The organism is Pseudomonas sp. Pseusp9, assembly GCF_059491265.1.
In genome coordinates, this window is sequence record NZ_CP168500.1 from 648,310 (window position 1) to 662,608 (window position 14,299).

The following is a 14,299-nucleotide window of genomic DNA, read 5'->3' on the forward strand; positions in this document are numbered from 1 at the left end:
AGTCGTCCCTCGATTTTGCGCTTTCCAAGGAAGCCTTTATGCCGGACGCGACGTCCCTCAGTGCTGGTTTTATGGTGGTTCACGGCAATCGCCTGGACGAGTTGCGCAGCCTGGTGGTCAGCTGGATGCGGCGCTACCCGCTGGCTCCCCTGGAGAATGAAATCGCGTTGGTGCAAAGCAACGGCATTGCCCAATGGCTGAAGCTGGCACTGGCGGAAGACTCCGAGGATGACGACATGGGCGGCTGTGGCATCGCCGCCGCCATCGACGTGCAGTTGCCCGGTAGTTTCATGTGGCAGCTCTATCGCATGGTCCTTGGCCGCGATGAGATTCCGGCCAAGTCCCTGCTCGATAAAGCCCCGCTGACCTGGCGCTTGATGCGCCTGCTGCCACAGTTGATCAACCAACCGCACTTCGAGCCACTGCAGCGTTTCCTGACCCATGACACCGATCTGCGCAAACGCTATCAATTGGCCGAGCGTCTGGCGGATCTGTTCGACCAGTACCAGGTCTATCGGGCTGACTGGCTCGAAGACTGGGCAGAAGGTCGACATCAAACAAGAAACGCCAGGGGCGAAGCCAAACCCCTGACGCCGGCCAATTGCTGGCAGGCAGAGCTATGGCGCGCACTCTTGCTGGATGTGGGAGAAGAAGGCATGGCGCAAAGCCGTGCCGGTGTCCATCAGCGTTTTGTCGAGCGTATCAACAATCTCGAAGTCGCCCCCAAGGGATTACCCTCGCGTGTGATCGTTTTCGGGATTTCTTCGCTGCCAGCCCAAGCCCTGGAAGCGTTGGCGGGATTGGCACGCTTCAGCCAGGTCCTGCTGTGCGTACACAACCCGTGTCGTCATCATTGGGCGGACATCGTCGCCGATAAAGACCTGTTGCGGCATCAATACAAACGTCAGGCCCGCAAAAGCGGGATGCCGGTAGTGATCGATCCGCAAACCCTGCACCAGCATGCTCACCCGCTGCTGGCTGCCTGGGGCAAGCAGGGACGGGACTACATCAACCTGCTCGACAGTCATGACGATCCCAACAGCTATCGCTCGGCATTCCGCGACGGGCGCATCGACCTGTTCAGTGACGGTCAGCCGCTGAACATGCTTAACCAGTTGCAGGATGACATCCTCGAGTTGCGTCCCCTCATCGAGACCCGGGAGCTTTGGCCGGCTATCGATCTGCTGCAGGACGAATCGATCCGTTTTCACATTGCCCATAGCGCCCAGCGAGAAGTCGAGATCCTCCACGACCAACTGCTCGCACGCTTCAGCGCCGACCCGCAATTGCGGCCCCGGGATATCATCGTGATGGTCCCGGACATCGACAGCTATGCCCCGCACATTCGGGCGGTGTTTGGTCAGCTTGACCGCCAGGATCCGCGCTTCATTCCGTTTACCCTGGCAGACCAGGGCCAGCGTGGTCGCGACCCGCTGCTGATTGCTGTCGAGCACCTGCTCAAGCTGCCTGACAGCCGATTCCCCGTCAGTGAGATTCTCGATCTGCTGGACGTCCCGGCACTGCGCGCTCGCTTCGGTGTCGAGGAGCGTGACCTGCCGACGCTGCACCGCTGGATCGAAGGTGCCGGCATTCGCTGGGGCATGAATGCCGAGCAACGTGCCGGGCTCGGGCTGCCGAATGAGCTGGAGCAAAACAGCTGGCGTTTCGGCTTGCGCCGGATGTTGCTCGGTTATGCCGTTGGCAGCGCCGATGCTTTTGAGGGTATCGAGCCCTACGACGAAATCGGTGGCCTGGACGCCGTGCTCATAGGCCCGCTGGTTGCGCTGCTGGACGCGCTTGAAGTGGCTCACCACGAACTCTCTCAACCGGCGGCGCCGCGGCAATGGGGCTTGCGCTTGCAGGCGTTGGTGCAGTTGTTCTTCCTTGCCAGCAACGAACACGATGACTACTTGCTGGCTCAGCTCGAAGAGCTGCGCGAGACCTGGCTCGAGACCTGCGAGTCCGTCGGATTGCACGACGAGTTGCCGCTGACTGTTGTCCGTGAAGCCTGGCTCGCAGGTCTGGATCAGGGCCGATTGTCTCAACGCTTCCTGGCCGGTGCGGTCAATTTCTGCACCTTGATGCCCATGCGCGCTATCCCGTTCCGACTGGTCTGCCTGTTGGGTATGAACGACGGCGATTATCCCCGTGCGCAACCGCCGCTGGATTTCGACCTGATGGGCAGTGATTACCGTCCCGGCGATCGTTCCCGGCGCGAAGATGACCGCTACCTGCTACTGGAAGCCTTGTTGTCGGCACGGGACCAGCTCTACATCAGCTGGGTGGGACGGAGCATCCGCGATAACAGCGAGAGGCCCGCTTCGGTGCTGATCGGCCAGTTGCGTGACCACTTGGCCAGCGGTTGGCGATTGGCGCAAAGCGACAAGGATCTGATTGAAGGCATGACCCGGGAACACCCGTTGCAGCCCTTCAGTGCGCGCTACTTTCACGAAGGCGATGACTCGTTCAGCTACGCCACCGAATGGCAGGTCCTTCATCAAGCCTCAGAGCATCAGGCAAGTGCCGAAGTGCTCGAGGCGCACGTTCAGGACGAGCCACTCAGTCTCGGTCAACTGCAGGATTTCCTGCGCAATCCGGTACGGCACTTTTTCAGCCAGCGACTGAAGGTCTTCTTCGAGGCGGCAGAAGTGCCGTTGGCCGATGAAGAGCCTTTTGTCCTGGACGCGTTGCAGCGTTACAGCCTCAGCGACCGGTTGCTCGAAGCGGGGCTGGCAGATCCGGGAAATGCCGGGCAGGCACTGGAAGACCAAGCGAAGCGCCTGCAAAACAGCGGGTTGCTGCCCATGGCCGGATTCGGTGAGTGCCTGCAACGTGAATTGATCGAGCCATTACCTGACTTGCTGCAACGCCACCAGCAGCTCCTGGCTTTGTGGCCAACACCGCTTGGTAGCGCGTTGCCCGTCAGTCTTGAGCTGCAAGGCCTGCACATCGAGGGCTGGCTCAGCGGTCTGCATCAGCGTGCTGATGGTGGTTTGCTGTCTATCACTACGATCCCCAACAGTATCGGCTCGATCAAGTCGCGCAAATGGCATCGCCTGATACGCCCGTGGGTCAATCATCTGATCGCTTGTGCCAGTGGCATGGCACTGACCACCGCACTGGTGGCCAGCGACGACAGCCTGCTGCTCGCTCCGCTGGACGGGGCCACAGCGCAGAAAACTCTCGGCGACCTGTTGCTGGCCTGGCAGTCGGGTATGCGCCAGCCTCTGCCGATCGCGGTCAAGACCGCCTTTGCGTGGCTGGGGCAAACCGACCCGGTCAAGGCCGAGGCCGCTGCGCGCAAAGCCTATGAAGGCGATGGGCAAACAACGGACGGAGAGCGGCGCGAAAGCCCGGCGCTCGCCCGCCAATTCGCCGATTACGCCGCCTTGACCGCCGATGAGACATTCCCCCAATGGTGTGATGCACTCTATCGCCCGCTTCTTGAAGCCCCTTGGCGTTCACTGTCCAGCGAGGAGTCGCGCTGATGAGCACGAAGACACCGCTGGCCCTGGCGTTCCCGCTGCGTGGAAGCCAACTGATCGAAGCCAGCGCCGGCACCGGCAAGACGTTCACCATTTCCGCGCTGTACCTGCGTCTGGTCCTTGGCCATGGTGACGAAGATTCGGGGTTCGGCCGAGAGTTGCTGCCGCCGCAAATCCTCGTCGTGACCTTCACCGACGCCGCGACCAAAGAATTGCGTGAACGCATTCGCACGCGGCTCGCCGAGGCCGCACGCTTTTTCCGCGATGAAACGCCTGCCCCCGACAGCCTGATTGCCGAGTTGCGTGGCCAGTACTTGCCCGAGCAATGGCCAGGCTGCGCAAACCGCCTGGATATCGCCGCCCAGTGGATGGACGAGGCGGCGGTTTCGACCATCCACAGTTGGTGCCAGCGCATGTTGCGCGAGCACGCATTCGACAGCGGCAGCCTGTTTACCCAGACCCTGGAAACCGACCACAGCGACTTGCTGGGGGAAGTCCTGCGTGATTACTGGCGGCTGTTCTGTTACCCGATGCAAGGTGACGCGCTCAATTGGGTGCGCAGCAATTGGGGCGGCCCGGCGGCGTTGCTGCCGCGGATTCGTGCGCTGTTCGCCAGCGAACGGGATACGCTGCAAGGGAAAGAGCCTGCCGAGGTGATTTCGCAATGCCTGCAAGAACGCCGGGTTGCCCTGATCGAACTCAAGCAGCCCTGGCTCCAGTGGGCGGACGAGTTGCTTGCCATCTGTCACCAGGGCGTTGCCAGCAAGGCGGTCGACGGTCGCAAGATGCAGGCCCGCTATTTCGAGCCCTGGTTCGAAAAGATCAAGGCCTGGGCCGAAGATGAATCCCTTGAGCAACTGGATATCGGCACCGGCTTCACGCGCCTGACCCCTGATGGCATGGCCGAAGCCTGGAAAGGCGAAGCCCCTCGACATCCGGGGCTCGATGCGATGGCCGGCCTCAAGGCCAGTCTCGATGGGCTGCCAACCCCCGATGCCGCCGTACTGCAACACGCCGCCCGCTGGGTCGGGGCACGATTCGAGGAAGAGAAACGCCGTCGTGCGGAAATGGGTTTCGACGACATGTTGCTGCGCCTCGATGCGGCCTTGCAGTCCGATGGTGGCGAGCGACTGGCAACCCTGATTCGCGAGCAGTTTCCGGTCGCGCTGATCGATGAGTTCCAGGATACGGACCCTGTGCAATACCGGATCTTCGAGAGCATCTACCGGATTGAAGAGAACAGCCCCGAGTGCGGTCTGTTTCTGATTGGCGACCCGAAACAGGCGATCTACGCTTTTCGCGGCGCCGACATCCATACCTACCTGCGCGCCCGGCAGGCCACCACCGGCCGCCTGCACACCCTGGGCACCAACTTTCGCTCAAGCCATGGCATGGTCAACGCGGTGAACCATGTGTTCGAGCGTGCCGAAGCCCGGGAGTCAGGGCGCGGGGCTTTCCTCTTCCGGGAGAGGAATGGCGATAACCCGGTTCCGTTCACGCCGGTTGCCTCACAGGGCCGCAAAGAAGCCCTGCGCATAAACGATCAGGCAGTCCCTGCCTTGAACATCTGGCACCTGGCGGCAGAACAACCGTTGTCCGGTGCGGTGTACCGGCAACATCTGGCGGCTGCCTGCGCCAGTGAAATTACGGCGTTGCTCAATGGCGGGCAACAGGGGCAAGCGGGGTTCACCCAGGACGGCAAAGCCTTCAGGGGCCTGCTGCCGGCGGACATCGCCATCCTGGTGCGCGATGGCAAGGAAGCGCAGGCGGTTCGTGGCGAATTGTCCGCACGGGGCGTGCGCAGTGTTTACCTGTCGGACAAGGACTCGGTGTTCGCCGCTCAGGAGGCACATGACGTGCTGACCTGGCTCAAGGCCTGCGCCGAGCCGGATGTCGAGCGCCCGCTGCGGGCGGCGTTGGCCAGCATCACCTTGAACCTTTCGTTGACTGAACTGGAGCGGCTGAATCAGGACGAGTTGGCCTGGGAATCCCGGGTCATGCAGTTCCGTGGCTATCGCGAAGTCTGGCGCAAGCAGGGCGTATTGCCGATGCTGCGGCGCTTGCTGCACGACTTCCGCCTGCCCCAGGCGTTGATCGCACGCAGTGACGGCGAGCGGGTACTGACGAATCTGCTGCACCTGTCCGAATTGCTGCAACAGGCGGCTGCCGAACTCGATGGCGAGCAAGCATTGATCCGGCATTTGTCCGAGCATCTGGCGCTGTCCGGGCAGGCTGGCGAAGAGCAGATCCTGCGTCTGGAAAGCGATGAACAATTGGTCAAGGTCGTGACGATCCACAAGTCCAAAGGCCTGGAATACCCGTTGGTGTTCCTGCCGTTCATTTGTTCGGCGAAACCGGTGGACGGCAGCCGCCTGCCGTTGCACTACCACGATGAATCCGGCAATGCCCATGTCTCGTTGAAGCCGACCGCCGAATTGATTGCCCTGGCTGATGATGAGCGCCTGGCCGAGGATCTGCGCTTGCTCTACGTCGCCCTGACCCGGGCGCAACATGCCTGCTGGCTGGGGGTGGCTGACCTCAAGCGCGGCAACAACAATGGCTCGGTGCTGCATCTGTCGGCATTGGGTTACCTGTTGGGTGGCGGTGCGCCTTTGGCGGATTCCCCGGCATTGCAGCTTTGGTTGCGGGACCTGCAACAGGACTGCCCGGCGCTGGCTTATGCCCAGATGCCTGAAGCGACAACCGTGCATTACCAGCCACCACAAAACGAAGCGGCGCTGCTGGCTCCGCTGATCCCGAAACGCAAGGCCAGTGAAAACTGGTGGATCGCTTCCTACAGCGCATTGCGCATTGGCGACACCCTGAGCGTCGGCACGGACGAGGCGCCGGAGAGCCCGCAGGCGCAAAAACTGTTCGATGACGAGCGCCTCGACCCGCAGGCCCCCAGGGAAGTGGTGGCCGGTGGTGCCGATATCCATCGCTTCCCGCGCGGCCCGAACCCCGGCACCTTCCTCCATGGTCTGCTCGAATGGGCGGGAGGTGAGGGTTTTGCTGTGGCGCCGCAAGATGTGTACGACGCCATTGCCCGGCGCTGCAATCGTCGAGGCTGGGAGGGCTGGATCACCACGCTCAGTGACTGGCTGCAGCATCTGCTCAAGTTGCCTCTGGAACTGGGCGCCGGTCAGGCCCCGGTGATATTCGGGCAATTGACGCAGTACCAGGTCGAGATGGAGTTCTGGTTCGCCAGCCATAAGGTCGATGTGCTCAAGCTCGACGCGCTGGTGTGCCAATACACCCATAACGGTGTGGCCCGGGTGGCGGCCGAACCGGTGTTGCTCAATGGCATGTTCAAGGGCTTCATCGACCTGACGTTCGAGCACAACGGCCGCTACTACGTTGCCGACTACAAATCCAACTGGCTTGGCGCCGATGATGCGGCCTACACGCAGCAGGCCATGGAACAGTCGATTCTCGACAACCGTTACGACCTGCAATACGTGTTGTACCTGCTGGCCCTGCATCGCCAGCTCAAGGCGCGTCTCGTCGACTACGACTACGACCGGCATGTCGGCGGTGCGTTGTACCTGTTTTTGCGTGGTACGCGAGCGGCCAGCCAGGGCGTGTTTTTTGCCCGTCCGCCAAGAGAACTGATCGAGCGTCTGGACAGACTGTTCCAGGGCAAGCCGGAACCCAAGGCCGAGCCCGCCTGGGAACAGGGAGTACTGCTATGAACCGCACATTCGCCGATTTGCTGCCCACATCGCTGGCCGCCGAAAGCCTGGCCGAAATGGCGCCGCTGAGTCGTGCCGACGACTTGCTGTTGTTGCTCACACGTTGGGTCGAGCGAGGCTGGTTGCGAGCACTGGACAAAGCCTTTGTGGCGTTTCTGCATGAGCTGGCCCCGAATGATGATCCACTGGTGTTGCTGGCCGCCGCGCTGACCAGCCACCAGTTGGGCCACGGGCATGTCTGCCTTGACCTGTTCGAGACGCTGAAAGAACCTGACTTCGCCCTGTCACTGCCACCCGAAGGTGACGTGCAAGGCGCAATGCTGTTGCCGTCGCAATTGCTGGGGTCGCTGGACGGGGCCCATTGGTGCAAGGTGCTGGCCGCCAGCGACCTGGTCGCACTGGCTGTCGACAGTCGTGACCACGTGCGCGAACGGCCTTTGGTGTTATCGGGCAAACGCTTGTACCTGCGCCGCTATTGGGCCTACGAACGACGGATCGACCTCTCGTTGCGCGAGCGCCTGACGGAACACGAATCCACGCCGAACGACTTGCTCCAGCGCCTCAGCGGATTGTTTGGCCCGGCCCGGCCCGGTGAGGTGATCGACTGGCAGAAGCTTGCCTGCGCACTGGCTACCCGTAGCGCCTTCAGCATCGTGACGGGGGGACCGGGAACCGGCAAGACCACCACCGTCGTGCGTTTGCTGGCGTTGCTCCAGGCGCCGGCGGTCGAGGCCGGCAAGCCCCTGCGCATCCGCCTCGCCGCACCTACCGGCAAGGCCGCGGCGCGTCTGACAGAATCCATCAGCCAGCAAGTGCGGACCTTGAAGGTCACGCAAGACATACGAGACAAGATTCCGTCCGACGTCACCACCGTTCACCGTCTGCTCGGCAGCCGACCCGGGACTCGTCATTTTCGGCACCACGCGGGCAATCGCCTGCCGCTGGATGTGTTGGTGGTGGACGAGGCCTCGATGATCGACCTGGAAATGATGGCCAATCTGCTCGACGCCTTGCCCGCCCATGCGCGCCTTGTGCTGTTGGGTGACAAGGATCAGTTGGCTTCGGTAGAAGCCGGTGCGGTGCTGGGGGATCTGTGTCGCGACGCCGAGGCTGGCTGGTACAGCCCGCAGACACGCCAGTGGCTGGAGGCCGTCAGCGGCGAAAGCTTGCAGGCCAGCGGATTGCAGGAAGACACGCAGGGCGCTCATCCATTGGCCCAACAGGTGGTGATGCTGCGCCATTCCCGGCGATTCGGCGAGGGCAGCGGTATTGGTCAACTGGCTCGTTGGGTCAACCAGCAGCAACCCGAAGAAGCACGCAGGTTATTGTCTGCGCGCAGCCATGACGATGTGTATTGCTTGTCCCTCAAGGGGGAGCAGGACCGCGCCCTGGAGCGCTTGCTTCTCGACGGCCATGGTGAGGGCCCGCAGGGTTATCGACATTACCTGAGCGTGCTGCGCAATCAGCGGCCGCCACTCGACAGCCCGCTGGAGGATTCGCGCTGGATTGATTGGGCTCGACAAGTGTTGCAGGCCTTCGATGCGTTCCAGTTGTTATGTGCCGTGCGCAAGGGCCCGTGGGGTGTGGAAGGCCTGAACCTGCGAGTGACGGAGGCCTTGCTCAGGGCGCGGCTGATCGACAGTGACCAGCAGTGGTACGAAGGTCGCCCCGTACTGATGACGCGCAACGATTACGGGCTGGGTTTGATGAACGGCGATATCGGCATCGCCCTCAAGCTCCCGGAGCAGGAGGGCCATGAGACTGGAAGGCAGGTTCTGCGGGTGGCGTTCCCGCGAAACGATGGCCAGGGTGGCGTGCGGTTCGTCCTGCCAAGCCGTCTGAATGATGTCGAAACCGTGTACGCCATGACCGTGCATAAATCCCAGGGCTCGGAGTTCGCGCATACCGCGTTGATTCTGCCCGACGCCTTGAATCCGGTACTCACCAAGGAACTGATCTACACCGGCATTACCCGGGCCAAGGACTGGTTCACCTTGATCGAGTCGCGTGCGGGCGTGTTTGAAGAGGCGGTGAAACGCAGGGTCAAACGCTTGAGCGGGCTGATGCTGGAGCTCAAGGAGGATCGCGACTGACAGCGCTTGCAACCGCGAGCCCATCAGTCGGCGAACAACATCTCCCGACTGTCACCCATCAGCAGGCCCTGATTGCGTTCGGTCACCTCGCGGATGTAGTCCCACAACAAGGTGATCCGCTTGAGCTTGCGCAGGTCTTCGCGGCAGTACATCCAGAACTTCAAGGAATGCAGGTTAACCCAATGAATACAGGGGCTAACCGCCATGAGCATCCTTGCAGATCGTTGTCCTGTCACAAGTGCTGTCACAAATCCGGCTCTACCTTTGAGGCCGAAAACTCGACTAACGAAGCCTTACCACTACAGGCGTAATGGCATCTACTATCTGCGTCTTCGCGAAACTGGCAGCGTGGCCCGCACCGTGTCTGTTTCCCTGAAGACTACTGACCGCAGGCGGGCTATGGACGCCTCACAGCATCTATCATCATCTATTCAGGCATTCCATTTGGATCATCCACAGGCGTTGTGGAGCGAACTGAAGGAGCATTTCCGTGTTATCTCGGCGGAGCTGTTCGGGGCTGGAAGTGATGAAAATGTTTCGCAAGTGTGGGGCGGATTGCATGATAGCCACCCAGTGTTGGTGGGCGATCCTAGGCGACACGTGCAGTCAGTAGAGAACGTCCCGGTGTCTCTTTCCGTATTGTCACCTGCAATGACCTTTGAAGCCCTTTCAGCTCTCTACTTGGCCGACCGTGGGCAAGACCAAAAGCCTTCGACCCTGAAGGAAACGAAGCTTTGCCACGGGACAATATCTGCGGCTCTAGGTGAGCTGGACATGCGGACGCACTCACGGGCCGACCTCGTGGCTTTGCGTGATCGTCTTTCAGGTGGTCGTATGCCTTCAACGGTCAACAAGCTGCTCATTAAGCTGTCAGCAGTCCTCGCATGGTCAGTTGAAAATGGGCACATATCCAAGTCTTACGACAAGAAACTGAAGCTCACAAAGGGTCTTGAATCGAACCGTAAGGCGTTCACACAGGAACAGGTAGGTAAGCTTGTGGCTTACTCCAACACGCTGCCTGAGACCTCATGGAAGCGATGGCTGCTGAGCCTCGGGGCGATCACTGGTGGACGCCTGAATGAAATTTCACAGTTAACGGCAAGTGACATCCAAACCCTTGAATCAGGTATCACCGTCATCCACATCAATGAGGTTGGAGACGGGAAGTCCATTAAGAACAAGCGCAGTGAGCGACTGGTCCCCTTGACTGATGGTGCCTACGGATTCGACCTTGCAGCATTTCTACGGTATGTCGAAATAGTTTCCAGCAACGCCGACCAAGGCGAGCCATCACATTCTGTGAAGCTTGCACAGATTGGCTACAAGACAGCGGGTGATTGGGCAAACCGACAAGCAATTCCTGATGCTCTTGGTGACTCCTACGGTCCCGGCTTAGTGTTCCACTCACTGCGTCACTCGTTAGCCACTCTTATGCAGGTTAAGGGTGTTCCTACAACCCACGCTCAGGCTGTCATGGGGCATGCCTCGGGCACTGTTACCTTTGATACATATGGGGCCGGGGTTCCTGTTGAGGTCATTGCGAGAATGTTGAACACGCTACTGTGTCCAATGCACTCACATTGTTAACAACTCACGTTGCCTTTGGCCGTCTACAGAAAAGGTTGTTCATTTGAGCAGAAGGTGAAAGCAATACAGCTATTGCACTTTGACTTTTAAAAATAGTTGACGTAAGTGTTCAAAACAACTGATACGGTATTGCAATTGAGAACGATTCGTGATACAATGCTCTTATGTGAAGTTGATAACAAACCTCTTGTGACTTGTCGCACTACGGAGCATTACAATCTATTGTCCTTCCTTCTTTAGCTTGTAAGTTTGTTATCCTTCACACCAATCCTCTAAAGAGCATGGCTCGTAACATCAAACGGTTGCGAGCTTTGTTTTATTCGCTGTAAACACTTTGAACACATCCTAACTATCTATCAATCAGAGGTAATCCTATGAAATTCTGCCGCGCTTGCAATTCACCACTAGTTAACAAACGGGCACATGCAACAACCTGTTCAAACAAATGCAGGATGTCAGCTTGGAGACAATCAAGAATCACAATGTTACCAGTGTCCATCCTGTTCAACCTTACTAACTACGCATTGATTAAGAAGGCTTCCGAATCTGCTGGTGTAACCATCAACCAATATGCCCACGATCAACTGGTACAAACTATGGAGGCTTCACAATGGTAATTAAGCTCAACGTGGAAGCTGTACGGCAACTCAACATGATCATGAATCACGCTGGTTATACCAACCCAGTACATTGCGTTCAGACAATGTTAAGCCAAGTTAATAAGAAGATTCAGCTTGCAAAGAAAGCTCCGTAATACCTAGCAACCCATTTAGTCCCACACACTTTAACCACAAGTCAGAGGGTACAACCATACAATAAAGGAATAGAATCTTGAATTACATAGTTTTACACAAGCCATCACAACTCATTCTGAAAGTAATAACCAGTTCAACACCACCAACACCGGACAATGATCACAGCTTTCATGAAGCCTCAATCATCGTACTAAATCACTTCTATAAACTTCATAAGAAAGCAATTGCGAAAGGTGTCCAAGTGTCAATCGGTGAGCTTATGGCTAGCTCTCCAAGCTTTCACGATCAAGTCAGCAAGGGTAAACAAAGTAAGGTCGAGCTTGTTACCACTCGTTATCGCTGAGAGCCTCTATAAGGCGTTTACAGCCCTAAATATCTGCCACCCTAGGCTACCCTATAGGTTGCCACTTTTAAGCCTCTGTAAGTCACGTAAATCAAGGGTTGAATATGCCAAATCAGGCGTATGTCAGCCTAGTTTCAATACAAACAAACCAAAAGGATCAACAACAATGAACACTCCACTATTAGAGCGGCACTTAGCTGTGCTGCAATTGAAACATTACTTATCCACTATCGCCCTGGGCGATCATGATGAAAGTCGTCGTGCAAGTGTACAACTGGATCGTCTGGTAACTGAATACGGGATTCAAGCTCTCCATGAAGCACAAGGGGAATTGCTATGAGTAATGTTGACCAGCTTGAACGTGAGATTGCACGACAATTGAAGCAGGCTAACGAGATCGCAAAATTGGCAGCAAAGAAAGAAGCAATGACAGCGACTCTAAAAGCACAGGCACTTGTGCGTGAACAAGCGAGAGAACATGTACAAGCAATGCTGAACAAGCCTGACCTGAAACGTCAAACACCGTTGCAAGTAAATCAAGAAAAGCTGCAATCAGAGCAATTGACTAAGCGCATCGCTGAGCAAGTTGCCGAGGTTAATAAACAACTCGCCAGTATTCCCGGCGGCAAACCTATCACCAAGGTAGACAAGGTAACTGCCGAGAATGAAACCAGCAAGCCAAAGCTGTTGAATGATGAACAATACAAAACAACGATAGTGACCAAGATGGTCGCATTAATTAAACAGAGGAAAATGAAATGACCATTATCATCAAAGGTACACCACGCAAGTTCGACCAAGCTGAATTGGAACAACGTCAGCAGGGTTTTCACAACATGTATAGAAACACGGATCAGTGCTGCACCATGGTGCATGGTGATATTGCATTTGAGTTTCTCGCCAAGGTAATCAAGATGAGTGGTGAAGGATATGAACTGACTAACAAGTATCCAATTAGCTGTGCACCTATGTCATACCATGCACACATGGTTAAGCCGTTGTCGGTTCAGTTGGTTGAGCTAGAAGTAATTAGCGAACGTGTAAAGCAGGAATACATTGCTGAACTACAAGCAGAACTTACAGAGTACCGTGAGCTACTCACCCAGCAGTTGCTGGAAAAAGCAGAACTGGCAGAACAGAAAAAGATTGCAGATAAAAGAGCAAAACTACTCGCTGAGGTGCAAAAAGAAGTCAGTGATGTTTTCGGTGAGCACGTGGTAGTGCCTGAGTAAGTCCGTACAGGTTGACCCAGCGACACACGCAGCAAGCGACACACGCCAGAAGCTCCCACAATCGTTTCTGAGGCCGTTCCTCATGCAACCCACCCCACCCATGGCCCCGACAGATTACCTAGTCTGTGTGGGGCTTTTGTTTGCTGAGATTTACCACTGCGGCTTCCTCCAAGCGTTCATTGAGGTTCCCATAGCAACGGTCAAAAAATGTTTCTAGAAAAGTCATGCTTGTCAAGCTTTTGTTGACGATCGGTATGAAGCCCTGTATAATCCGCCGCTCAAACAGACACGCTCAAACCTCGATGTGATCATTAGTCGATCCCGGCTTAGTGCATCATGCGGGAGTTTGTGCGCCTGTGATTTATCCACCCCATCCGGCAGCTACCGTGAGGAATTGCCTATGAAATAAAACATAATTAAGGAGAAAACCTATGCAGCAACAAGCTATAGCCCACTCATTGACCAACTCGCTCAATACGCCCCTAGTCGCAGCAAACGACGCCTGCATAAGCCACGATCAAAATCTCAAGCGAAAGCGCGGCCGTCCACGTACCGTGACAGTTAATCCAGTGTCTGTGATTCTCCCTTCTCTGTTGGCAGAGAAAAAAAGACCAGCGTGGCTTGATGATATTCTGTTTGGTAGCACCCTCACCGCAGTAGGACAGTCTCGGAATGTTTCTAATGTTTCGATGAAGGACGTGCGTGCTGCTCTCTGGCTGCCCACTTTTGAAACAGAGCCGCTACAAAAACTCGGGTATGAAAAACGTCAATCGGAAAGAGTTATTCAGGCAGCCCGCTTCGTAGCGGACGGAATTATCAAATACCTCGAGCGTAGCCAGCCCAAAACTCTCGATCGCCTCAGTGCTGATGCTGAGCTTGAGGTTAGTCAGTCTTACTACACCACGAGGATCGAGACATATCGCCCTCTCAAACGAGTACCCGATGAGATACTTGAGCTTTATCGACGAGGTGACTACTACGGCTATGGACAAGCCCTCCGTGATTTTCGCCGGTCGAATTAACGTCGGAAAGAGTAAGCGAAGCGAAACGATGCTTCTTTCTTCTTTGGAGATTATCCAAAGGACAGGGTGTTAGAGATGTTCTCTTTAAGG

At 57.0% G+C, this 14,299-nt stretch carries 9 protein-coding genes and 1 pseudogene; 9 read left to right on the plus strand and 1 reads right to left on the minus strand.

Annotation, left to right across the window (positions count from 1 at the left end; genetic code table 11):
* Nucleotides 1-38 precede the first annotated feature (38 nt).
* From recC to recD, 3 genes are read left to right on the plus strand one after another with little or no spacing between them, the layout of a single operon-like run.
* Nucleotides 39-3,488 carry an exodeoxyribonuclease V subunit gamma gene (gene recC, locus ACEN8E_RS02825; RefSeq protein WP_495591345.1) on the plus strand — a complete coding sequence of 1,150 codons (3,450 nt, stop codon included), beginning with the start codon at nt 39-41 and terminating at the stop codon, nt 3,486-3,488.
* The gene (gene recB, locus ACEN8E_RS02830; RefSeq protein WP_495591346.1) at nt 3,488-7,177 is read left to right on the plus strand and encodes an exodeoxyribonuclease V subunit beta; all 3,690 of its coding nucleotides are present in this window, start codon (nt 3,488-3,490) and stop codon (nt 7,175-7,177) included. The genes recC and recB overlap by 1 nt, the downstream gene beginning before the upstream one ends.
* Entirely contained in the window at nt 7,174-9,270 is a 2,097-nt protein-coding gene (gene recD, locus ACEN8E_RS02835) for an exodeoxyribonuclease V subunit alpha (protein ID WP_495591347.1), read from the plus strand. The genes recB and recD overlap by 4 nt, the downstream gene beginning before the upstream one ends.
* A 23-nt stretch (nt 9,271-9,293) precedes the next feature.
* Here the strand turns inward: recD and ACEN8E_RS02840 are convergent.
* Nucleotides 9,294-9,431: pseudogene (locus ACEN8E_RS02840) on the minus strand (LysR family transcriptional regulator); the annotation flags it as partial.
* Nucleotides 9,432-9,474: 43 nt separating this feature from the next.
* On the opposite strand from ACEN8E_RS02840, the gene ACEN8E_RS02845 reads away from it, so the two are divergent.
* The 6 genes from ACEN8E_RS02845 to ACEN8E_RS02870 all read left to right on the plus strand — a co-directional run bounded on the left by ACEN8E_RS02845 (nt 9,475) and on the right by ACEN8E_RS02870 (nt 14,209).
* Complete coding sequence (locus ACEN8E_RS02845) at nt 9,475-10,857, plus strand: tyrosine-type recombinase/integrase (protein WP_495591348.1); 1,383 nt, start codon at nt 9,475-9,477, stop codon at nt 10,855-10,857.
* Between the two features lie 831 nt (nt 10,858-11,688).
* On the plus strand, nt 11,689-11,955 hold the full coding sequence (locus ACEN8E_RS02850) for a hypothetical protein (RefSeq protein WP_495591349.1): 267 nt from the start codon (nt 11,689-11,691) through the stop codon (nt 11,953-11,955).
* A 166-nt stretch (nt 11,956-12,121) separates the two neighbouring features.
* Nucleotides 12,122-12,295: a hypothetical protein gene (locus tag ACEN8E_RS02855; protein ID WP_495591350.1), complete on the plus strand. Its 174-nt coding sequence runs from the start codon at nt 12,122-12,124 to the stop codon at nt 12,293-12,295.
* Complete coding sequence (locus ACEN8E_RS02860) at nt 12,292-12,717, plus strand: hypothetical protein (RefSeq protein WP_495591351.1); 426 nt, start codon at nt 12,292-12,294, stop codon at nt 12,715-12,717. Before ACEN8E_RS02855 ends, ACEN8E_RS02860 begins: the two co-directional genes overlap by 4 nt.
* A complete protein-coding gene (locus ACEN8E_RS02865) occupies nt 12,714-13,187 on the plus strand; it encodes a hypothetical protein (protein ID WP_495591352.1) in 474 nt (157 codons plus the stop codon). The genes ACEN8E_RS02860 and ACEN8E_RS02865 overlap by 4 nt, the downstream gene beginning before the upstream one ends.
* A gap of 431 nt (nt 13,188-13,618) precedes the next feature.
* Complete coding sequence (locus tag ACEN8E_RS02870; protein WP_495591353.1) at nt 13,619-14,209, plus strand: hypothetical protein; 591 nt, start codon at nt 13,619-13,621, stop codon at nt 14,207-14,209.
* Nucleotides 14,210-14,299: the final 90 nt, after the last annotated feature.